21 protein-coding genes are annotated in these 21088 nt (G+C 62.0%); 7 read left to right on the forward strand and 14 right to left on the reverse strand.

The genetic code is table 11. The features are described from left to right. Positions 1-84: 84 nt before the first annotated feature. The 4 genes from kduI (at position 85) to IEV88_RS03750 (ending at position 5296) form a co-directional block, all read left to right on the forward strand. Entirely contained in the window at positions 85-933 is an 849-nt protein-coding gene (kduI, locus tag IEV88_RS03735; protein WP_188159933.1) for a 5-dehydro-4-deoxy-D-glucuronate isomerase, read from the forward strand. A 9-nt stretch (positions 934-942) separates the two neighbouring features. Beyond that, positions 943-1710: a 2-dehydro-3-deoxy-D-gluconate 5-dehydrogenase KduD gene (gene kduD, locus IEV88_RS03740; protein ID WP_188159934.1), complete on the forward strand. Its 768-nt coding sequence runs from the start codon at positions 943-945 to the stop codon at positions 1708-1710. Between the two features lie 109 nt (positions 1711-1819). Then, positions 1820-2968 (forward strand): ABC transporter substrate-binding protein, encoded by a 1149-nt coding sequence (locus tag IEV88_RS03745; protein ID WP_188159935.1) that lies wholly within the window; start codon positions 1820-1822, stop codon positions 2966-2968. Between the two features lie 3 nt (positions 2969-2971). Continuing rightward, entirely contained in the window at positions 2972-5296 is a 2325-nt protein-coding gene (locus tag IEV88_RS03750; protein ID WP_188159936.1) for an ATP-binding protein, read from the forward strand. A gap of 7 nt (positions 5297-5303) precedes the next feature. Here the strand turns inward: IEV88_RS03750 and IEV88_RS03755 are convergent, their stop codons facing one another. The 14 genes from IEV88_RS03755 to purM form a co-directional block, all read right to left on the reverse strand. Continuing rightward, the gene (locus IEV88_RS03755) at positions 5304-5546 is read right to left on the reverse strand and encodes a DUF2188 domain-containing protein (protein ID WP_188159937.1); all 243 of its coding nucleotides are present in this window, start codon (positions 5544-5546) and stop codon (positions 5304-5306) included. Between the two features lie 50 nt (positions 5547-5596). After that, positions 5597-6703, reverse strand: a complete 1107-nt coding sequence (gene alr, locus IEV88_RS03760; RefSeq protein WP_188159938.1) for an alanine racemase — start codon at positions 6701-6703, stop codon at positions 5597-5599. Positions 6704-6764: 61 nt separating this feature from the next. Beyond that, the gene (locus IEV88_RS03765; RefSeq protein WP_188159939.1) at positions 6765-8243 is read right to left on the reverse strand and encodes a replicative DNA helicase; all 1479 of its coding nucleotides are present in this window, start codon (positions 8241-8243) and stop codon (positions 6765-6767) included. Between the two features lie 181 nt (positions 8244-8424). After that, on the reverse strand, positions 8425-9072 hold the full coding sequence (gene rplI / locus IEV88_RS03770) for a 50S ribosomal protein L9 (protein ID WP_188159940.1): 648 nt from the start codon (positions 9070-9072) through the stop codon (positions 8425-8427). 5 nt (positions 9073-9077) lie between these two features. Further along, a complete protein-coding gene (gene rpsR, locus IEV88_RS03775; RefSeq protein WP_155139218.1) occupies positions 9078-9302 on the reverse strand; it encodes a 30S ribosomal protein S18 in 225 nt (74 codons plus the stop codon). A 23-nt stretch (positions 9303-9325) separates the two neighbouring features. Beyond that, complete coding sequence (gene rpsF, locus IEV88_RS03780) at positions 9326-9844, reverse strand: 30S ribosomal protein S6 (RefSeq protein WP_188159941.1); 519 nt, start codon at positions 9842-9844, stop codon at positions 9326-9328. Positions 9845-10051: 207 nt separating this feature from the next. Continuing rightward, positions 10052-10561 (reverse strand): SRPBCC family protein, encoded by a 510-nt coding sequence (locus tag IEV88_RS03785; RefSeq protein WP_188159942.1) that lies wholly within the window; start codon positions 10559-10561, stop codon positions 10052-10054. Between the two features lie 3 nt (positions 10562-10564). Beyond that, positions 10565-10900 carry an ArsR/SmtB family transcription factor gene (locus IEV88_RS03790; RefSeq protein WP_188159943.1) on the reverse strand — a complete coding sequence of 112 codons (336 nt, stop codon included), beginning with the start codon at positions 10898-10900 and terminating at the stop codon, positions 10565-10567. A 90-nt stretch (positions 10901-10990) separates the two neighbouring features. Further along, the gene (locus IEV88_RS03795) at positions 10991-11128 is read right to left on the reverse strand and encodes a hypothetical protein (RefSeq protein ID WP_188159944.1); all 138 of its coding nucleotides are present in this window, start codon (positions 11126-11128) and stop codon (positions 10991-10993) included. Positions 11129-11573: 445 nt separating this feature from the next. Continuing rightward, positions 11574-13115: a pilus assembly protein TadG-related protein gene (locus IEV88_RS03800; RefSeq protein ID WP_188159945.1), complete on the reverse strand. Its 1542-nt coding sequence runs from the start codon at positions 13113-13115 to the stop codon at positions 11574-11576. Further along, positions 13108-13671 carry a TadE/TadG family type IV pilus assembly protein gene (locus IEV88_RS03805; RefSeq protein WP_188159946.1) on the reverse strand — a complete coding sequence of 188 codons (564 nt, stop codon included), beginning with the start codon at positions 13669-13671 and terminating at the stop codon, positions 13108-13110. Before IEV88_RS03805 ends, IEV88_RS03800 begins: the two co-directional genes overlap by 8 nt. Positions 13672-13692: 21 nt before the next feature. Then, complete coding sequence (locus tag IEV88_RS03810; RefSeq protein WP_188159947.1) at positions 13693-14226, reverse strand: TadE/TadG family type IV pilus assembly protein; 534 nt, start codon at positions 14224-14226, stop codon at positions 13693-13695. A gap of 181 nt (positions 14227-14407) precedes the next feature. After that, complete coding sequence (purN, locus tag IEV88_RS03815) at positions 14408-14998, reverse strand: phosphoribosylglycinamide formyltransferase (protein ID WP_188159948.1); 591 nt, start codon at positions 14996-14998, stop codon at positions 14408-14410. A gap of 13 nt (positions 14999-15011) precedes the next feature. Then, positions 15012-16043: a phosphoribosylformylglycinamidine cyclo-ligase gene (purM, locus tag IEV88_RS03820; protein ID WP_188159949.1), complete on the reverse strand. Its 1032-nt coding sequence runs from the start codon at positions 16041-16043 to the stop codon at positions 15012-15014. Between the two features lie 174 nt (positions 16044-16217). Here purM and IEV88_RS03825 point away from each other — a divergent pair, with 174 nt between their 5' ends. The 3 genes from IEV88_RS03825 to IEV88_RS03835 all read left to right on the forward strand — a co-directional run bounded on the left by IEV88_RS03825 (position 16218) and on the right by IEV88_RS03835 (position 21055). Then, on the forward strand, positions 16218-17882 hold the full coding sequence (locus IEV88_RS03825) for a DUF2066 domain-containing protein (protein WP_188159950.1): 1665 nt from the start codon (positions 16218-16220) through the stop codon (positions 17880-17882). Further along, positions 17872-18588 (forward strand): AAA family ATPase, encoded by a 717-nt coding sequence (locus IEV88_RS03830; protein ID WP_229731400.1) that lies wholly within the window; start codon positions 17872-17874, stop codon positions 18586-18588. The genes IEV88_RS03825 and IEV88_RS03830 overlap by 11 nt, the downstream gene beginning before the upstream one ends. 235 nt (positions 18589-18823) lie before the next feature. Further along, complete coding sequence (locus tag IEV88_RS03835; protein ID WP_188160532.1) at positions 18824-21055, forward strand: RNA degradosome polyphosphate kinase; 2232 nt, start codon at positions 18824-18826, stop codon at positions 21053-21055. Positions 21056-21088: the final 33 nt, after the last annotated feature.

Here is a 21088-nt window from a genome sequence, read left to right on the forward strand (position 1 = left end):
TAAAATATCCCGGTCCAAAGGTTGCGTTACAAAATGCCACCGGTTACATTGTGGCCATAACCGACGCAAAGGCAGGAAACTCCCATGTTCGAGAAGACATATCAGGCCACCCATCCCGACATGATGGAGGGGGTCGACAACGAGACATTGCACGAGCGCTATCTGGTCAAGGGCATGTTCCAGCCCGACGAGATCAGGCTGAACTATTCCCACAATGAGCGGCTCGTGATCGGCGGTGTCGCCCCGATCGGCAAGACGGTCGAACTGCCGGTCCATCGCGAGCCCAAGAGCGCCGAAGGCCAGCCCTTCCTCGTGCGCCGCGAGCTTGGCATCTTCAATGTCGGCACCGGCGCCGGCACGGTCAGCGTTGACGGCGAGGCCCATGAGCTGAATCCGCGCGATGCGCTGTACGTGCCGATGGGCACGCAAAGCGTGACCTTTGCCAGCAAGGATGGCGCGACGCCTGCGCGGTTCTACCTGATCAGCGCGGCGGCCCATAAACGCCTCAGCGTACAGAAGATTACGCCGGACATGGCCAAGCCGCTGGAAAAGGGATCGCTGGAACAGTCGAATGAGCGCGTGATCTATCAATATATCATCCCCGGCGTGTGCGAGTCCTGCTCGCTGCTGGTCGGCCTGACCCAGCTGAAACCCGGCAGCGTCTGGAACACCATGCCGCCGCACCTGCATGACCGGCGCTCGGAAATCTATTTCTATTACGGGCTTGGCGAGAATGACCGCCTGTTCCATTTCATGGGCGAGCCCGACAATATCCGTCACCTGATCATGCATGACAGCGAGGCTGTGATTTCCCCGCCCTGGTCGATCCATATGGGCGCAGGCACCGCGAACTACACGTTCATCTGGGGCATGGCCGGGGAAAATCTCGACTATACCGACATGAATGTCCTCGACATCTGCCAGCTGCAATAGGGGTGCGCCATGCCTTCGTTTGATCTTTCGGGTAAAACGGCGCTGGTGACCGGCGCCAATACCGGCCTCGGCCAGGCGATCGCCATCGCGCTCGCCGGCGCCGGTGCCGATATCGTCGCCGCAGGCCGCTCCAGCGCGGCGGAGACGGGCAAGGCCGTCGCCGGGGCTGGCCGCGCATTTCATGAAGTCACCGCGGATTTCGGCGAGCCGGAAGCGCCAGCCCGGGCGATCGAAGATGCCGTTACCGCCGCAGGGCAGGTCGATATCCTCGTCAACAATGCCGGGATCATCCGCCGAAATGATGCGCTGGAGTTCACCGCGAGTGACTGGGACGATGTGATGAACGTCAACATCCGCTCGGTCTTCTTCCTGTGCCAGGCCTTCGCCCGCCATGTGACGGGACGGGGGGCCAATGGAGAGGTCAGGGGCAAGATCATCAATATCGCGTCCATGCTGTCCTATCAGGGTGGCATCCGTGTTGCGTCGTACACGTCGTCAAAGAGCGGCGTGACGGGATTGACGCGGCTGCTCGCCAATGAATGGGCGGCAAAGGGCATCAATGTGAATGCCATCGCACCCGGCTATTTCGCCACCAATAACACGGAGGCGCTGCGCGAGGATAAATCGCGCAATGCGGAGATTCTCGGCCGCATCCCGGCCGGCCACTGGGGCGATCCGTCCGACCTTGGCGGGGCGGCGGTTTTTCTTGCCGCGTCGGCGTCTGACTATGTTCACGGCACGACGCTGCCGGTCGATGGCGGCTGGCTGGCGCGGTAGCCGGCCGAAAGAATCGTTGATTTTGCGGCCTTGTTGACAACGGTTACCCTAACCTCGGCTTAACCAATATCGCCTAGTCTGCCACCCGGGAGTTCGCCCGGGTGGTATAATGATAAAGATAAATCACATCGCCGGACTGGTTTTTGCTTCACTGGCTGTGCTTGCCGCAGCCGGAGGACGGTCTCTTGCCCAGTCCGATGGTAGCGGCGGCGTCACCGATGACCGTCCCACAGTCGTGTTCTTTTACGCCGGTATGGAGCCGGCCGATCCGTGGACGCAGATCATCGTCGATATTGCGCACGCCGCTGCGGAGGATCTCGAGATCGACTTCGAGCTGATCTATTCAGGCTCGAGCCGAAAGGAAATCTTCGATGCGATCAGTGCGAGGATCGAGCAGCAGGAAAAGCCTGACTATGCCCTGATCGTCAATTACCGCATGGGCGCTGAACAGGCGCTGCAATATCTCGACCAGCACGGGGTCAAGTCGTTTCTCTTCAATGCCGACCTGACTGAAGAAGGCGAGACGCTGATCGGCGGACCGCGCGAGAAGCTGCCGCACTGGATCGGTCGCCTGATCCCTGACGATGAGCGCGCCGGGTACGATCTTGCGACCTACCTGATCGCGGAGGCGCAGCGCCGCAAACCCGGCAAGACCCTGCGCATGGTCGGTATTTCCGGGTCCTATGCCAGTACCGCCGCCGTCAAGCGCGTCGAAGGCCTCAGGCGCGCCGTGGCCGAAAGCGAGAATGTCGACCTGACGCAGGTCGTCACGGCCCGCTGGACGCCGCACATTGCGCGGCAAAAATATTCCCTGCTGAAAAACCGCTATGGCGATTTCGATATCGTCTGGGTCGCGAATGACAGCATGGCCATGGCTGTGCTGGAGGAAATCGATCCGGAAACGGAAGAGGTCCTCGTGGGCGGGATGGACTGGACGCCGGAGGCGCTGGAAGCGCTCGATGATGGCCGGTTGAGTGCTTCCATGGGCGGGCACATCCTCGACATGGGCTTTTCGCTGGCAATCCTGAAACGGTATGACGAGGGATGCGACTTTGCGATTGCGAATGCCGATGCATCGCTGGATTCAGTCCTCAGCATCATGACGACGGAAAAGGAAGCGTTTGAGGCGCTGGTTGTCAACCGCGACTGGCGCAGTCTCGATTTCTCGCAGATCACCTGCGAAATGGTGCAGGCCGAAGACTTCGAGACCATCTCGATCGACATGTTCTTTGGCATCGATAACGAGCCGAGGGGCTAGACCATGCTGCGACATATAAACAACAAGATCGCCCTGAAGACAGGACTCGTCTCCCTGACGCTGATCATGCTCATCCTGTCTTTCGAGGCATGGCGCCGCTTTGATCATACGCGTACGACGCAGCTGGAGAAATTCCAGTCGGAGCGGGCCTTTCTGACAAAGACGACCGCCCATTCTCTGTCGCTGCCGCTGTTCGAGTATGATGTCGATGTCATCGAGAACATTCTCGAGGCGCTGTTCGACCACGAGGACGTCGTGGCGGTTGATCTGATCGAGTTCAACGGCAAGATCCTGACGGAGATCCGCGAGGATATCGATGTCGACGACCGGGTGACCGAGGAGGCGAGCATCATCGCAACGAATGGCCAGGTGCTGGCCAATCTCGAAGTAGAGTTCAGTGCTGACCGTATTGCTGCGGAACTGCGTGCCGAACTGATCACCTCGCTGACGCGGATCGCGATCATCATGTTGCTGGTTTGCGCCGTACTGGGATGGGCGATCTGGTCGATCGTCAGGCCGGTAAAACGCCTCGATGAGGTTGTCCGCGCCTATGACGGGCGCAACTGGCCGGACCAGGTGCCGGGTGCGACCCGCAGCGACGAATTCGGCTCGCTGGCGAAGAGTTTCCAGACCATGGCGCTGCAACTGAAAAGCCTGTTCAACGACCTTGAGCGGCGGGTGGATGAACGCACCGAAGAGCTGGCGCAGGCGCTGGACCAGGCAGAGGCGGCCAACAAGGCAAAGTCGGCATTCCTTGCCAATATGAGCCATGAGATCCGCACGCCGATGAACGGTGTCCTCGGCATGTCGGAACAGCTGATGAATACCCCGCTGAACGACCGCCAGCGAATGTTCGCCGACACGATCTACAAATCCGGCAATTCCCTGCTCGTCCTGATCAACGACATTCTCGACTTCTCCAAGATCGAATCCGGCAAGCTGGCACTCGATCCGCATCCCTTCAATCTGCGCATGGCGGTCGAGGATGTCGCGACGCTGTTGCGCATGCGGGCCCAGGAAAAAGGTCTGGAAATCGTCCTGCGCTGCGATCCCGACCTGCCGATCTCGATGATCGGTGATGTCGGGCGTATTCGCCAGGTGATCACCAATCTCGTCGGCAACGCGATCAAGTTTACCGAAAAGGGCTATATCGCGATTAATGTCAGCAGCCGGATGAGCGGCGATACCGCCTCCTGCCGTATCGAAATCGAGGATACAGGCATCGGCATCTCCGAGGACAAGGTGCACGAGATTTTCGACGAGTTTGCCCAGGCCGAGCAATCGACGACGCGCGAATATGGCGGGACCGGCCTCGGCCTTGCGATCTCGCGCCGTCTGGTCGATTTGATGGGCGGCGAGCTGGGGGTGACCTCGGAGCACGGCAAGGGCTCGACCTTCTGGATTTCCCTGCCATTGCCTGTCGACTGCCGCGACGGCGCGAGCTGCGAGCGCAGGGACAAGCTTGCCGGGCACCGCGTGCTGATCGCCGACACGCCCGCCATCAGCCTGCAGGCGACGCGCGAATTGTGCGAACACTGGGGCGCTGACGTGATCGCCTGCGCCGGGGCGACGGCGCTGATCAAGGCCGCCTCGGACAGTCAGCAGCGCGGCACGGCGTTCGATGCGATTATCCTCAGTGACCGCCTGCCGGACATGGCGACGCGGGATTGCGTGGCCGTCCTGCTGGAGAACGAGCTGATCGAGGCGGACCGTATCGTGGTGACGCCGGCTGTCGATGACGATCAGTATATCAGCTCTCTGCGCGAACTGGGCGTTCGGCACTTCGCGGTCAAGCCGTTCAAGTCTGCCGTTCTATATAAAGAGATGTCGCGTCTCCTGCTGGGCGAAAGCCAGTCAGCGCCGGAAAGTGCGACGAGGGCAATGGCGCAGGGACGTGCGCGCGACGCCGGCGCCGGGAAGCGGGTCCTGATCGTCGAGGACAATGATGTCAACCGGCTGGTTGTCGGTTCGATCCTGGCCGGGACAGCCTATCAGCTGTCCTTTGCCGAGAACGGCCAGATCGCCTGCGAGATGGCCCGTGACATGGATTTCGACGCGGTCCTGATGGATCTGTCGATGCCGGTCATGGATGGCTATGAGGCGACAGCGACGATCCGGGCGCGGGAAAAGGAAACGGGCAGGGCGCGGACGCCAATCATCTGCCTGACTGCCCATGCGCTGAAGGGCCAGGAAGAGATATGTCGCGATCATGACATGGACGATTACCTGACCAAGCCGGTCAAGCAGCAGGATGTGCTGATGGCGCTCGCCCGGTGGACGAGCCGTTCCGTGCGCGAAGGCACGGGCAAGGTCATGGCCTCCGGCTAGGTCAGCCTCAGCCTTTTGACCGTGACGGGTCTTTCGCCCGGGGATAGGTGCGCTCTTCCTGGTACTGCCCGTTGCGTTTCTTCACGCGGACAGACGCTTCATTGCTGTCCCTGTTCATCATTTTCTTCATTTTTGCCATGATCGCCTGTTTCTTGCTGGCGACGAGGCTGGCCCTGTCGGCGCCTTCCTTGACCAGCGCCCAGTCCCTGCTGTCCGAACGGTAAACGATCTCGTATTTATCAAGTGCCATGGAGCGATACCTTCTTTACTACTGTCTTGAAGCAACACAAGTGCGGGTATCTAGGTTCGATAAATCTTCTGTATGCGGCCGCCCAGCATGGTGAAGACTTCATAGGCGATCGTGCCGGCGCGGGCTGCGTGGTCCTCGACCCGGATGTTGTCCCCGAAACATTCCGCCATGTCGCCGACCCTTGCATCGCCCTCGATGTCGGAGATGTCGGCGATGATCAGGTCCATGGAGACATTGCCGACGACGGGGCAGTCATCGCCGTTGATCCGTACCACTCCCTTGTTCGACAGCGCGCGGCAATAGCCGTCGGCATAGCCGATGCCGATGGTGGCGAGGCGGGTTGGACGCTGAGCAGTGAACGTGCCGGAGTAACCGCAGGTCTCGCCCGGTGCGATGTCGCGGATCTGCAGGATCGGGGCGTGCAGGCTGGCGACGGTCTTGAGCGCCTGCTCGGGGTGATCCTGCGGACCGGCGCCATAAAGGGCGACGCCGGGGCGGATCAGCGCTTCCTCGATCTCCAGCGGCAGGAACAGGCCGGCGGAGGCGGACAGGGAGAGTTTTGCCGAGGGCCAGATCTTGCGCAGGCTGGTGGCGGTGCGGCTAAACGCTTCGGCCTGCCCAGCATTGTGTGGATCGGCGGCGTTGGCCCCGAAGGCGAAATGGCTCATGAGATAGGAGATTTCCAGCGAGCGATAGGCCTCGCCGGAGATGATCTCGTCGATCTCACGGCCAGTCAGCCCGAGCCGGTTCATGCCGGTATCGATATGAATGATCGCCGGGCCATTGCCGGTCTGCCGCCACAGGCGCATCTGTTCCAGCGTATTAAGAACGGGGGTGAGGCCGTGGGTCGTGAAGTCGTCGACATCGTCACGGGCCGGGCCGTTGAAGATGCAGATGGTCGCCGTGCCCTCGGGATCGACGCGGGAGAGAATCTCGCGCAAGTGCACGCCTTCGAAGAAATAGGCGACGAAGAAGGCGCGGCAGCCGGCCGCAAACAGCGCGGGCGCGATGCGGTCAACGCCGAGGCCGTAGCAATCAGCCTTGACGACGGCAGCCATATCCGCCTTCGGGCGCATGGCGGCGAGGGTGCGGTAATTCTCCGCGACGGCGGCAAGGTCGATTGTCAGGCGCGGGCGGTGGGTGGTGATGTCGCTCATGATATCAGGATTATGCCAATCCTTTGCGCCGGGAAAGGGGCAGAGTCAGGGCCATTGCTGCCTAGAACCGGTCGTCTTCGTAGCGGTCGGTCTGGGCGAGGTTGCCGAACTTGACGATGGAGGCATCGAAGGCGAGCTTGACATTGCCGATCGGGCCGTGACGCTGTTTGCCGATGATGACCTCGGCCTTGCCGGCGGCCTTGTCGCAATCCTCCTGCCACTGAAGATGTTCCGGCGTGCCCTCGCGCGGCTCGGCACGGGAGAGGTAGTATTCCTCGCGATAGACGAAGAGAACGACGTCGGCGTCCTGCTCGATCGAGCCGGATTCCCTGAGGTCCGATAGCTGCGGGCGTTTATCCTCGCGCTGTTCGACCTGGCGGGAAAGCTGGGACAGGGCGATGACCGGTACTTCCAGCTCCTTGGCGAGTGCCTTCAGCCCGACCGTGATCTCGGTGACTTCCTGCACCCGGTTCTCGCCGGACTTCTTCGAGCCGGAGAGGAGCTGGAGATAGTCGATGATCAAGAGGTTGAGGCCGTGCTGGCGCTTGAGGCGGCGGGCGCGGGCGGCGAGCTGGGCGATGGAGAGACCGCCGGTATCGTCGATATAGAGCGGGATGTCGTTCAGCGTCTGCGCGGCTTCATAGATGCGCTCGAAATCGGACTGATCGATATCGCCGCGGCGGATCCGGTCGGACGGGATTTCGGAGAACTCCGACAGGATACGCCCGGCGAGCTGGTCGGCGGACATCTCGAGCGAGAAGAAGCCGACAACGGCGCCGTCGCCCGCCTTGATCGTGCCATCGGCCTGACGCTCGGGGCGATAGGCCTTGGCGGCGTTGACGGCGATATTGGTGACGAGCGCGGTCTTGCCCATGGACGGGCGCCCGGCGAGGATGATGAGGTCGGACTTGTGCAGGCCGCCCATATGCTTGTCGATATCGACGAGACCGGTCGAGACGCCGGCAAGGCCGCCGCCACGCTCATAGGCGGCATTGGCGATGTTGATCGCTTCGGCGAGCGCGCTCTCGAAGGTCACGAAGCCGCCGCCATATTTGCCGGTTTCGGCAAGCTTGTAGAGCTCGGCCTCGGCGGTCTGGACCTGGGTCTGCGGATCGTCATCAATGTCCGCGGACCGGGCGCGGTCGATCATCTCGCCGCCGAGGCGGACAAGGCCGCGCGAGACCGACAGGTCGAAGACGACGCGGGCATAGTCCCACGCGCCGGCGGTCGACGGCACGTTCATCGCGAGGTCGGAGAGATAGCGAGAGCCGCCAATTTCGCCCATGGCCGGATTGTCGGCGAGATAGGTGTTGAGCGTGACGGGCGAGGCGAGCCGGCCGGACGAGATGAGTTTCTCGCAGGCGACATAGATCAGCTGGTGGACGGGGTCGTAGAAATGCTCGCCCTTCAGGAAGCCCGAGACGCGATAGAAAATCTCGTTGTCGAACAGGATCGCGCCGAGGATTGCCTGCTCCGCGTCGATGTTGAAGGGTTCTTTTTGCTCCGTATGGGGAGCCTTATGAATATTGCCATCAGCCATGGTAAATTGGTTAACGCAAAGATTGCGCTCTCACCATCCCAAAGTTTTCCTTGATTCGCTAAACCATTGAAATATCGCGGTACTGATTTTTCCACAGCCGGCATGCCGTACAGCAGCGAAAAAAAGCCCCGGCTGAGCTGCAGCCGGGGCTTGATTTTCGGTGGTTCAGGGAGAAGGGCGCTTATGCGTCTTTCTCGTCCTCGCCAGCGTCGCTGTCGACGGCATCAGCAGCGGTGGTCATGCCCGGCTCGAGCAGTTCCTCCGGAGAGACGGACTGGTCGGACAGGATCTCGTTGTCGACGGCGGCGTTGCCGGCGGCTTCCTCGATTTCGTCATCGGTACGGGCCAGAACATTCTCGCCGCGGGCCTGGGCTTCTGCCTCTTCCTGCGAGCGGGCGATGTTGATGGAGACCGTGACCGAGACTTCCGGGTGCAGGAACACGCGGATATCGGTGACACCGAGGGCCTTCAGCGGCTTGTCGAGAACGACCTGGTTGCGGCTGACATTGAACCCGGCTTCCCCGATCGCGGCAGAGATGTCGCGGGAGGATACCGAGCCGTACAACACGCCCATGTCAGAGGCCTGGCGGATCAGCACATAGGACGTGCCGTTGAGCTTGCCTGCTTCGCCGGCAGCGGCCTTCTTTGCTTCCTCGTTGCGGGCTTCGATATCTGCACGCTGGGCTTCGAACATCTTCTGGTTCTTCACCGTGGCGCGCAGCGCCTTGCCGCGGGGCAGGAGGAAGTTACGGGCGAAGCCGGCCTTGACGGACACGGTATCGCCGATGCCGCCGAGATTCTCGACGCGTTCAAGCAGAATGACTTCCATGGTTCTTACTCCCCTACGAACGGCAGCAGGGCGAGGAAGCGCGCGCGCTTGATCGCACGGGCCAGCTCACGCTGTTTCTTCTGGGATACCGCCGAAATGCGCGACGGGACGATCTTGCCTTTTTCAGAGATGTAACGCTGAAGCAGGCGCGGGTCCTTGTGGTCGATTTTCGGGGCGTTCTCGCCGGAGAACGGGCAGGTCTTGCGGCGACGGAAAAACGGTTTAGCCATTGGTCCTGTTCCTTTCTCTGGTCCTAGTTACGGTCGCGGTCGCGATTGTCACGGTCACCACGGTCACTGCGATGATCGCGGTCGCCCCGGTCGCCCCGGTCACGATTATCGCGATCTCCGCGATCTCCGCGATCACCACGGTCACCGCGATCGCCACGGTCACCGCGATCGCCACGGTCACGGCTGTCGCGGCGGTCGCCACGATCGCCGCGGTCGTCGCTGCGGCGGGACATGACGGGTGACGGGTCGGTGTCGTGCTCTTCGACGCGCAGGGTCATGAAGCGGAGGATATCCTCGTTGATCTTCATCTGGCGCTCGAGCTCGGTGATCGCCGCGGGCGGGGCCTCAATATTCATGAGGGTGTAATGACCCTTGCGGTTTTTCTTGATCTTGTACTGCATGTTGCGCAGGCCCCAATATTCGTGCTTGGCGATCTTGCCGCCATTGTCTTTCACGATGGATTGGAGGCTGTCCGACAGAGACTCCACCTGGGCAGGGGAGATGTCCTGACGTGCGATGAACACGTGTTCGTAAAGTGGCATTATGGCCTTCTCCTGTGAGGCGACGGAGACCGGCAGGGCGGAGGGCCCTGGCGACCTTCGGCTCGGCAACTGGCGGGACCATCCCGCTCTACCAGCTGTCCCTGATGAAGGGGGCTGGCGCTGTCGACCATCGCTCGTGAATGGCGGGCTATAGCCGAGGATCGAGGCCGTGGCAAGAGGGTTGACACGGCGGGCCGCCAGCCCCTGTCAGATTGCGGACGCCATATGCGCGTCGACATGGGTGGCGAGCTTGGCGAGGGTCTGCAGCCCATATTCGACAGCGCCGAAGCCGAGCTTCTCGGCCCGGATTTCCCTTGACGGGTGCATCTGACGGAGTGTGAGGACGGTCTTGCCATTACTCTGCTCGTCGAAGGTGACAAGCATGCGGAATTTCGCGGGGTCATCGTCCCGCCCGGTGCCATGCTCGATCTCGATCAGCGATGGTTCTTCCAGCCGCAGAAAAACCATGCGGTTGGGAAACACGGTGCCATCGGGTGCGATCATGTCGAAACGCCATATCCCGCCCGGGCGAATGTCGATCTCTTTCGTCGTGAGGGTGAACCCTTCCGGGCCGAACCAGCTCTGTATCCGGGCTGGGGCAGTCCATGCCGCGAAAACAATGTCTCGCGGGGCTTCGATCAGGCGTGTCAGGACGATCTCGCGGTCGAGTGGCCAGTCGGCCCAGGCAGAGGGTGTGCTGGTGAATGAACCGGTCATCGCTCAATGTTCCTTTTTCATGGTGTTGATGTGGTGCTCCATACGGTCGAGGCGGTCTTCCCACAGCGCGAGATGCTGGCGAAGCCAGTCGTCGCCCGCTTTCAGGGCGCCCGTTTCGATCCGGCAAGTGCGGACCCGGCCGGTCTTTTGCGTGCTGACGAGACCGCTTTTTTCGAGGATCTGGACATGCTTGAGCAGTGTCGGCAGCGCGATCTTGAAAGGCTCGGACAATTCCCCAATAGAGGCAGGGCCTTCGCACAGCCTGCTGACAATGGCGCGCCGCGTCGGGTCGGCGAGGGCGGAAAATGTCTCTGTGAGTTGGTTTTGATACTTAGTCATGTGACGAAGTATTGATGATGGCCTCCCGGCAGTCAAGAAAAACTTTCATGACCGACTAAGTAATCATGTGCCCATGCCCAGTGGGACTGTTCACTCCCGCAGAGCGGCGCGTTGCTCGCGCAGGGCGCGGACGGCTCTCATCTCGCGGCGCAGGCGGCGGACGAGAAAGGCGCGCCGGTGATCGGACGGTTTGCGGTTGCGGAATTGTTGTGTGCGTTGGCGTGGCATGTCTCACTCCCTCAGGCTGGGTAACGGAGAAGGGCGCTGCCGGGCTTGCCCGGCAGCGTTGGAAGAAGGAGGAAGGCCCGTGGAGAATATTATCCAGAGCTGTATGAGCATTGAGAGCTTTGAGCTTCGGAAAAGCTTTTCACTCTCCACGGCGGCATTCTGGTGCGCGGCCCTGAAGGAGCTCTCGCGTCCACTCGTCTGAGTGAAATGCCGATCCCTGCCACGGGCGCCGACGCGCGCTCGCCCCTCCCGGCGGCAGGAATGCCTGTTGCCTCTGGCCCGTTGGGCAGATCACCCGCAGGGCCCGAGACCCCGGTCCGGTTCTCACCGGGCCTGGGGGAGAGTTATAGCGGCTGGAGACGGGACGGGGATAAGTGTTGGGAGTTGGTAGTTTTTAGAAGTGGCAGTCTAATCCACGAAAACTGACACCTCAAAACTATCCCCGCTACCGCGTAATGCGCAGCTTGTTCAGTTCCGAGCCGATGGCGCCGAAGGCGTTGTCGAGGGAATCCGCCGAGGGCGCGAACCAGTACTTGCCGGGGTCGGACGCGCAGCTTTCATAGAGCTGGCGCGTGCCGGTATTGGCGCTCGAGGCGAAGACGACGGTGTAGATGGTGATGCCCTGCGCCTTGGCCGTATCGCACAGGTCCGACAGTCGATCCTCGACCTCGTTGCGGGCGGTGGTGCTGTTGGAGGTGCCGAGAATGGCGGTCATGCGCGCCTCGCCGAGACGGCCATAGCCTGTGATGTCGGAACCTTCGCTGCCAGCTGCGACCCGGCTGCCTTCATTGCCGGCATTGTAAACGACATTGTCGCCATCGGTCATCAGCACGATGGCGCGGCGCCAGCGATTGGACTCCCAGATCGGAACGCCGGTCTTGGGATCGTCGTAATCGGCCGACTGGGTAAAGGGCTCGCCCGGCGACAGGGTGCGGATGCCCCAGGCCATGCCGATATCGGCAAACGTGCCGCCGCGGTTCCACGCGGTCATGGCGTTGAGGGCGCTGATCACTTGTGATTTGGTGCCGGTCAGCGGGGTGATCGGTGTCGGGCAGCCGACATTGGGACCGGTGAATTCGTTGGAGTTGCGATCACCGCCGGGATCGACCGTGCCGCCGACGATTTCGCCGAGGTCGGAACCGGATGTTTCGACCTCATACTGATTGTCGTTATAGATCGGCCAGATCAGCGGTTCCCACTTGGTGGTCGAGGGTGGCGTGTCATCAAAGGAGGCGTTGCCGAGACGTTCATAGACGCAGCCCTTCCACTGGGTCTTGTCGGCCGGGTCGTAGGTCAGAACCTCGAGGTCGTCGTCGTCGAGACCGGTGCGGTTTTGCGGGTCCTGTATCCGGAAATCATCCGTGATCGTGGTATCGACGATCGACGGGGCGATGCTGCCCGGATTGACCATCGAGGCATAGGGAACGACGGAAATCCGCAGTTCCGTCTCACTCTCTTTCGTCATGATCGAGTTGGTGAGGCTGAGGGAGGCCGAGCGCAACGCCTCGATACGGGTGGTGCCGTTGAGCCCGCTCCACATCGAGCCGGTATTGTCGAGCACGAGGGCGACCATCAGACCGCCGCCGGCGCGGTTGACCTGGGTGTTGGCCGTGACCGAGATATCCTCGTTGCGCACGAGCTTCATGAAATAGGTTTTCATCTCGGCATTCGCGGTGATCTTGACCGTCTCAGCCGTGGAGACGACACTGACCGACTTCACCGAGGCACCGGCAAGCTGGAAGTTCCGGGCGAGGTAGGATTCCGCCAGGGTTTCCAGTTCCTCCTGCGTATCGAAGGTGGTGCCGACAGCGAGGGCGGCAGCGTCGGCGGCGCCCTGTAGCTCGTATTTCAGCAGCATCAGCCGGGCGCCATCGACGGCGAGTCCTGCCGCCGTGAACATCGGCAGCAGCATGAAAGCCGTCAGGACAGAGATATTGCCGTGGCAGGCTTGACGGAAACGACTGAGGGCGGCGTGCGATCTATTCATTTTCATATCCTACGATGACCGCGCCGACATCGGTCAGGTCGCCGTCTATGGCGATGGCGCGTGTCGTGCGGGGCTTGAAGACGGCGTCGGACTTTAACGTCAGCGTGGTGCCGCCGAAGACGGAGAACATCGTCGTCGTTGCCAGCTTCGAGCGGATCAGCATGACGCTCTGGCCCGGAGGGGCGAGACCGCGGGCGGTCTCGATGTCATAGGCAAGCTGTTCAAGCCCGCGCGAGCGGGTCCATAACAGGACGGGGTCGCCATCTTCCTCGAACCCGATGCTGACGATGACCACCGAGAGATTGCTTTCCTCGAACTGGATACCCGGCATGATACGGTCCGCCATGGTGTAGAACTCGTCGATATTGCCTTCGGTGAGCTCGCCGAAGCGGGAGAGGAAGTCGCCCATCTGGAAGGTGTAGCGGTCGAGTTCATCGGCCGCCTGCACCCTGAAGGTCAGCTCGAAGATCGACAGGGAGAGCATGACGAGCAGCGGCATGATCAGCGCAAACTCGGTCGCCGCAATTCCCTTCTGGTCGGAGAAAAACCGCTTCATGGACAGCCCCTGACCGCTTGCTCAGCACTCGTCAATGCAGCCGAACGGCTCGTTCTTGGCAATCGAGTAGCCGACCATCAGCACCGGCTTGCCATCGGGCTGGAACACTTCCTTGAGCACCGGCGTGTTGAACTGGTAGCGCATCGCGGCGGTGACCATGGTGACCTGCTCCTGGCGGCCCGGATTGAAGTTAAAATTGGTCGCCGTGCCGTCATCGTCGAATTCGGGCTTCTCGAATGTCACGGCACTGAGCGAATTGAAGGCGCGCACATCGAACTGGATGGCATCGCAGTCGACGAATGACGGGGTGTGCGAGCAATAGGCCGTCTTGAACGCCTCTGCCGGCGTCGTCGCGCGCTGGATTTCGCCGGTCTGGATGTCGCGCGTCGATTCGAACACGACGTAGCGCAGGGAATGGCGGTGCAGCAGGAACATCGAGGATTCAATGATGCTGAACACCATGAAGAAGAAGACTGGCGCAACAATGGCAAACTCGATGGCGGAGGCACCATCATCATTGCCGGACAGAAATTTCCTGAACTTGTCGACGAACATCTTGGCCCCGTTAGGTTTGTGACGAGGCCCGATTGTGATACCAAAACGTTAATAGCGCGGTAGAAACGACGCTCGGATTTTTTGCAAAATTTAGGAAAACATTCAGCATGCCAGGCCGATTTTGCCTGAAAAGGCCGATCAGCGGTTGCGCTTGTCAATCGGGGGTGGAAAGGGGACGGACTCAGCCGCCATATTCGCGCATCCAGCCGGCATATTTTCCGACGCATTCCGGATAGAGAACATGCTCTGCCGCGAGGATCCTCTGCGACAGGGTTTCGACCGTGTCGCCATCCTTTACCGGCACCGCCGACTGGCCGATGATCGGCCCGTCATCGAGGTCCGGGGTGACGAGGTGCACGGTGCAGCCGGAGATTTTCACGCCTGCGTCGAGCGCCTGTTTCTGGGCGTTGATGCCGCGGAAGGACGGCAGCAGCGAGGGGTGGATGTTCAGCATGCGCCCTTTCCAGTTGGTCGTGAAATCCGCCGTCAGGATGCGCATGAAACCGGCGAGGCAGACAAGCTCTATGGCATGATCCTGCAGCGCGTCGTCGATGGCGGTATCGAAAGCCTCGCGCCCGTCATAGTCGCGGTGGTCGATGACCATCGTCGCGATGCCGGCCCGTTCGGCGCGCGTCAGGCCATAGGCATCGGCCTTGTTGGAAATCACGAGAGCGATGCCGGCCGGCCAGGCATCGTCTTTCGCGGCGTCGATCAGCGCCTGAAGGTTCGAGCCGGAGCCGGAGATGAGGACGGCGGTCTTTACTTTCTGCATGGGTCTGCTGCCCCTAGGTCCCGGCGAGGTCGCCGATGACCACGGGCTCTTCGCCGGCTGCTTCCAGCGTGGTGATGACATCGCCCGCATCGGACGGATCGACGATCAGGACGCCGCCTATGCCGCAATTGAAGGTCCGGCGCATGTCGGCGGGGGAGAGATTGCCCTGAGCCATCAGCCACTGGAACAGCGGCGGCAGGGCGAGCGCGTTCTCGTCATAGCGCGGGGTCAGCGTTTCCGGCAGGACGCGGGGGACGTTGTCGGTGAGCCCGCCGCCGGTGATATGGGCGAAGCCCTTGACCTGGCGGGCGGCAAGAAGGGGTTTCAGCGCGTTGATGTAGAGTTTCGTCGGCGTGATGAACGCCTCGCCGACGGTCTTGCCGTCCGCGAAGGGCGCGGCGTCGTGCCAGCCGAGGCCGGACCCGGCGACGATCTTGCGGATCAGGGAATAGCCGTTGGAATGGGCGCCGGAAGACGGCAGGCCGATCATGACGTCGCCCGCCTTCATGCCACGCCCGGACTCATTGGGTCCGTCATGGAGGGGCAACAGCGCGTCGCGTTCGGCGGCACCGACGCAGAACCCGGCAAGGTCATATTCGCCGGCGCCATACATGCCCGGCATCTCCGCCGTCTCGCCGCCGATCAGGGCGCAGCCGGCCTCGCGGCAGCCCTCGGCAATGCCGGCGATGACGGTCTCGGCGACGCCGGTGTCGAGCTTGCCGGTGGCGAAATAATCGAGGAAGAAAAGCGGCAGCGCGCCCTGGGCGAGCACGTCATTGGCGCACATGGCCACGAGGTCGATGCCGATCGTGTCATGCAGGCCGGTGTCGAAGGCGATCTTCAGCTTGGTACCGACGCCATCGGTGCCGGAGACGAGGATCGGGTCGGTGAAGCCGGCATCCTTGAGGTCGAACAGGCCGCCAAAGCCGCCGATTGAGCCCATGACGCCGGGGCGCATGGTCGATTTGGCCAGCGGGCCGATGGCCTTTACCAGCCTGTCACCGGCGTCGATATCGACGCCTGCCTGTTTATATGCATCGCTCATGACGGGTGTTTAGCAGGTTTGCCGCGATTGGAAAGGGGCTGCGTCTGTCCGGTCGCGCTGCCGCAATTCTGCCCGGCTGGCATGGTCTCTGGCGTGTTATTCCGGGAGTATTCTGACCGGACTTTAAGGGTGTCAGGGCCGGTCAACCACTGTATAAGGGCGCCTGAAGGAAGAATGGACAAGAATACCATGCGATTAGCCCTCATCGTTTCGGCTCTGGCGATTGTACTGTCTGGCCCGGCTGTGGCCCAGACAGACGATCAGGCCGGCACACAGAACGTGCTTGCGACCATCTCGACCGAACCCGTTGCGCAAGCAAGGGCCGGCAGCGTTTTCGAAGTGCCGATGGTGCCGGTCAGTGCCGAGGCTGAAAACGCTTCGGACGCGCAGGCGGTCGCCCGCGACATGGGCCGCCGCCGGGCGATGGATATCCTGCTGCGGCGCCTGACCGCCGAGGAAGACTGGGACTACCTGCCACGGCTTGCCGCCGGCAATGTCGCGCCGGCCGCCGAAGGCCCGCAGCCGGTCGAGCCCGACAGCGGTATCGGCGACGGCGCTGGCCCGCCCGCATCCGAGCCGGCGCTGTTCGAGCGGAGCTATGCCGGCGGGAAGCAGCCCGTCATGCTCGACGCGTCGCAGCTTCCGTCCATGGAGCAGGGTTTTGCGGTGTTTGACGAGAAATCCTCCGCCCGCACCTATTCGGCCAAGATCAGCTATCGCTTCAAGGCAGAAGAAATCCGCGACCTGTTGAAACGGAGCGGCATTCCGTACAGCGAATCGCAGACGCGCATGGCGCTGATCATCCCCGTGCTGGAGACGCAGAACGGCGATTACCTGTGGGAGACGAACAATCCGTGGGCGCGGGCATGGCTGGCGCGTTCGCTGACCAATGAGCTGACACCGATGCTGCTGCCGCGCGGCGACGAGACCGATATGGAAATCCTGCCGGTCGGTGCGGCGCTGTCCTTCGACCAGGCAGCGTTGCAGCAGATGGCCGAGCGCTATGGCGTGCGCCAGGTGCTGATCGCCCATGCCTTCCTCGACGAGGAAGACGGGCAGTATCGTATGCGCGGCCGCCTGCTCGATGGCTATCTCGCCTCCAGCGGCCGCAACGCGGCGAACTATTCCGCCGACAATGCCAGCGCGCTTTACGATGATACGGCGGGGTTCGGTTCTTCAGGCGTGCTGGTGCGCACCTCCAGCGACCAGCCGGGCCGGGCGCTGTTCGAGAATTTCTTCCGCGGCGAGGCCGGCGATTTCCCGGTGCTGGCCCAGCGCGCGGTGGAGAACATGGTCAGCCGCTATGCCGCTGGCTGGAAGGCGCAGACACTGGTCGATCATTCGGTCGTGCGCCAGGTACGCATGAATGTATGGGTCGACTCGCTCGACGAATTCGCGCTGATCCGAAGGGCGCTGGAAGATTCGCCGATCGTGGAGAGTATCGAGACCGGGCCGATCTCGCTGCAGGGCGGCTCGATCACCGTGTCGGTGGCCGGAGCCATGGACCAGCTGGTCGCGGATTTGCGCCAGCGCAACGTCATCCTGTGGACCGTCGACAATATCGTCTGGAACGTGGCGACGCCTGAAAAGGCCGATGAAGTGCGCGGCCGGGTGCGCCCGGTCGACGGCCGCGCAGAAGGCGAGTTCGGCGGTGAGTTCGGCGAGGGCATGCCCGGGTCCGAGCTGGTCGAGGGAGCAGAGGACGCGCTTGGCGAATTCTCCGCGCCGTCTGACCGCGAGCGGCGCCTGCGTGACGGGCCGCGCTCCCTCATCGGTGGCGATCCCCAGGCAAGTGACGGGGCCGGAACCGAGGACGACGCACAAGACGATGCGAACTGACGACGGAAAACGCCGCCAGCTGCCGCTTCCCTTCGGAACGCCCAGCCCCGCCGACGACTTGCCGCCGATTCTGCCCTCCGCCACCAATGAGGAGGCGCGGCGGATGCTGCAAGCCTGGGAGGCGGGCCTTGGCGACCCGAACAGCAGCCATTCCATGCTGATCGCCGGGCCGCCGGGGACAGGCAAGACCCTGCTGCTGGCCTATGTCGCCCGGGACACCGGCGTGCCGATCCATAAGGCAGAGGACATCTGCGACCGGCAAAATCCGTTGCCGGACGATCCGGTCGTCCTGGTCGACGATATTCACCTGTGCGAGCCCACCGACGTGATGCGCCTGATCAATGTGTGCATCGAGCGCGGCCGGATCTATGTCTTCGCCGGGACGGGCAACCCGAGGGACTGGGCAGGAGAGGGCGCGGAGCGGCTCGACGATCTTGCCTCGCGCCTTTCAGCGACACCGACGGCGCGGCTTGAAAAGCCCGACGAGGCGCTGATGACCGAGGCGATCCAGCAAATGCTGGCCGACCGCCAGGTGAAGATCGCCTGGGATGTAGCGGCGGTGGCGGCGATGCGGCTGAAGCGCTCGTTCCATGCGGTTCGGCAATTCGTGGAAGTGCTGGACTCAGAGGCGCTGGAACGGCAGAAAAAGATCGACAAGGCTCTGGTCCAACATGTGCTGGCGAGCATTCCGGGGGCAATTCTCTAGGTCGTTTCAGCATTCTGTGGAAACGCTGAAACGATCCAGACTCCTGGTTTGTCGCGTTTCCTGACGGTGAACCGGTTTCCACTTCACCGGGAAACGCTTTAGGGGCGGTTTGCAGGCGTGCCTTTAGGCCTAGATTAAGCCTGTCGGGGTATAGACTCTGACCGGAGCGACGTCAGTAGTAACGAGGAACGCAGCCATCATGTCTGAAGCCGGCAAGACCGAAAGACTGCAGGAAATGGATGCCGAAACGCGGCCGCCCTCGCGGGCACGGCGCGAGACGCAGGACCTGGTCGAGCGGGCGGAAAATGTCGGCGACGGCCTGGTGCCGATTTCGCCTGATTCCAGCGACCGGTTCATCAACCGCGAATTGTCGTGGCTGGAATTCAACATGCGCGTGCTGGAAGAGGCCGCGAATGAAAAGCACCCCGTGCTCGAGCGGCTGCGCTTCCTGTCGATCTCGGCGAGCAACCTTGATGAGTTCTTCATGGTCCGCGTCGCCGGCCTGGTCGGCCAGGTGCGCGAGGGCATTACCGCCCTGTCGCAGGAAGGGCTGACCCCGAAACAGCAGCTCGACATGATCAACGAGCAGGCCTCCGAACTGATGGAGGAGCAACAGCGCTGCTGGCGCGCCCTGATCGGCGAGATGGCCGAAGCGGGCGTGGAAATTCTGAGTCCGGAAGACCTGACCGGCGACGAGATGGACTGGATCGAGGCCGAGTTCCTCAACAATATCTTCCCCGTACTGACGCCTCTGGCGCTTGACCCGGCGCATCCGTTTCCATTCATCCCCAATCTCGGTTTCGTGCTGTGCTTCGATCTGAAGTCCGACAGGACGGGCAAGCAGATGACGGCGCTCTTGCCGGTGCCGGCGAAGATCGGCCGGTTCATCCGCCTGCCGTCGTCGGACAGGATGGAAAACGGCCTGCCGCGGGTGCGTTATGTCTTGCTGGAACGGGTGATTGCACGGTTCCTGCATTATGTTTTCCCGCGCTACCAGAATATCGGGCAGGGCTCGTTCCGGCTGGTGCGCGACAGCGATGTCGAGCTGGAAGAGGAAGCCGAAGACCTGGTGCAGCAATTCGAGACGCTGCTGCGCCGCCGCCGCCGGGGTGACGTCATCCGGCTGAAGATGGATTCGGAGACGCCGCAGCGCCTGATCGATCTTGTCTCCCAGAAGTTGAAAGTGACAAGCCGCGACGTGGTGCTGGTCGATGGTATCCTCGGGCTGGCGCAATCGGGCGAGCTGATCCCCGATGACCGGCCTGACCTGACCTTCACGCCGTTCGAGGCGCGGTTCCCCGAGCGGATCCGCGAACATGGCGGCGATTGCTTCTCGGCGATCAAGGCCAAGGACATCGTCGTCCATCACCCTTACGAGAGTTTCGATGTCGTCGTGCAGTTCCTGAAACAGGCCGCTGCCGATCCCCATGTCGTGGCGATCAAGCAGACGCTGTACCGGACCTCGAAGCAGTCGCCCATCGTCGAGGCGCTGATCGAGGCCGCGGAAGCCGGCAAGAACGTGACCGCCCTTGTCGAGCTGAAGGCGCGGTTCGACGAGGAAGCCAATATCCGCTGGGCCCGGGCGCTGGAACGGTCAGGCGTGAATGTCGTATACGGATTTGTCGACTACAAGACCCATGCCAAGCTGTCGCTGATCGTACGCAAGGAGGGCGAGGGCACCCGATCCTATGTCCATATCGGGACCGGCAACTATCACCCGATCACGGCGAAGATCTATACCGATATTGCCCTGTTCACCACGAATGACGCGATCGCGCGGGACGCCGCGAGAGTGTTCAATTACGTGACCGGCTATGCCGAGCCGGAAGAATTCGAGAAGATGGCCGTCGCACCGCTGAACATTCGCGACAAGCTCTATGCCCATATCGATGCGGAGATCGAGCATGCAAAGGCCGGGCGGCCTGCCTCGATCTGGATGAAGATGAACTCGCTCGTCGATGGCGACATCATCGACAGGCTGTACAAGGCGAGCGCGGCGGGCGTCCAGATCGACCTCGTCGTGCGCGGCATCTGCTGCCTGCGGCCGGGCGTGCCGGAATTGTCGGAGAATATCCGTGTACGCTCCATCGTCGGGCGCTACCTGGAGCATTCGCGCATCTATTGTTTCGGCAATGGCCACCCGATGCCGAACCCGGGTGCGCTCGTTTATATCGGCTCGGCCGACCTGATGCCGCGCAACCTCAACCGCCGCGTCGAGGTGCTGTGCCCGGTCGAGAACCCGACCGTGCACCGCCAGGTGCTGGACCAGATCATGGTCGCGAACCTGAACGACGAGGCGCAGAGCTGGCGGATGATGCCGGATGGCAGCTATCGCCGCCTGCGGACGCCGGAAAACGTCAAGCCGTTCAACATCCACTCCTATTGCATGACCAACCCCAGCCTGTCGGGCCGCGGCGCGGCGATCAAGGGCAATGCGCCGACCAAGCTGCGACCGAAGAAAAAGTAAGAATCACGCCATGGTAAGCCTCAAGGCAGGTAA

It is taken from the genome of Aquisalinus flavus (assembly GCF_014640095.1).
Lineage (GTDB): Bacteria > Pseudomonadota > Alphaproteobacteria > Caulobacterales > Parvularculaceae > Aquisalinus > Aquisalinus flavus.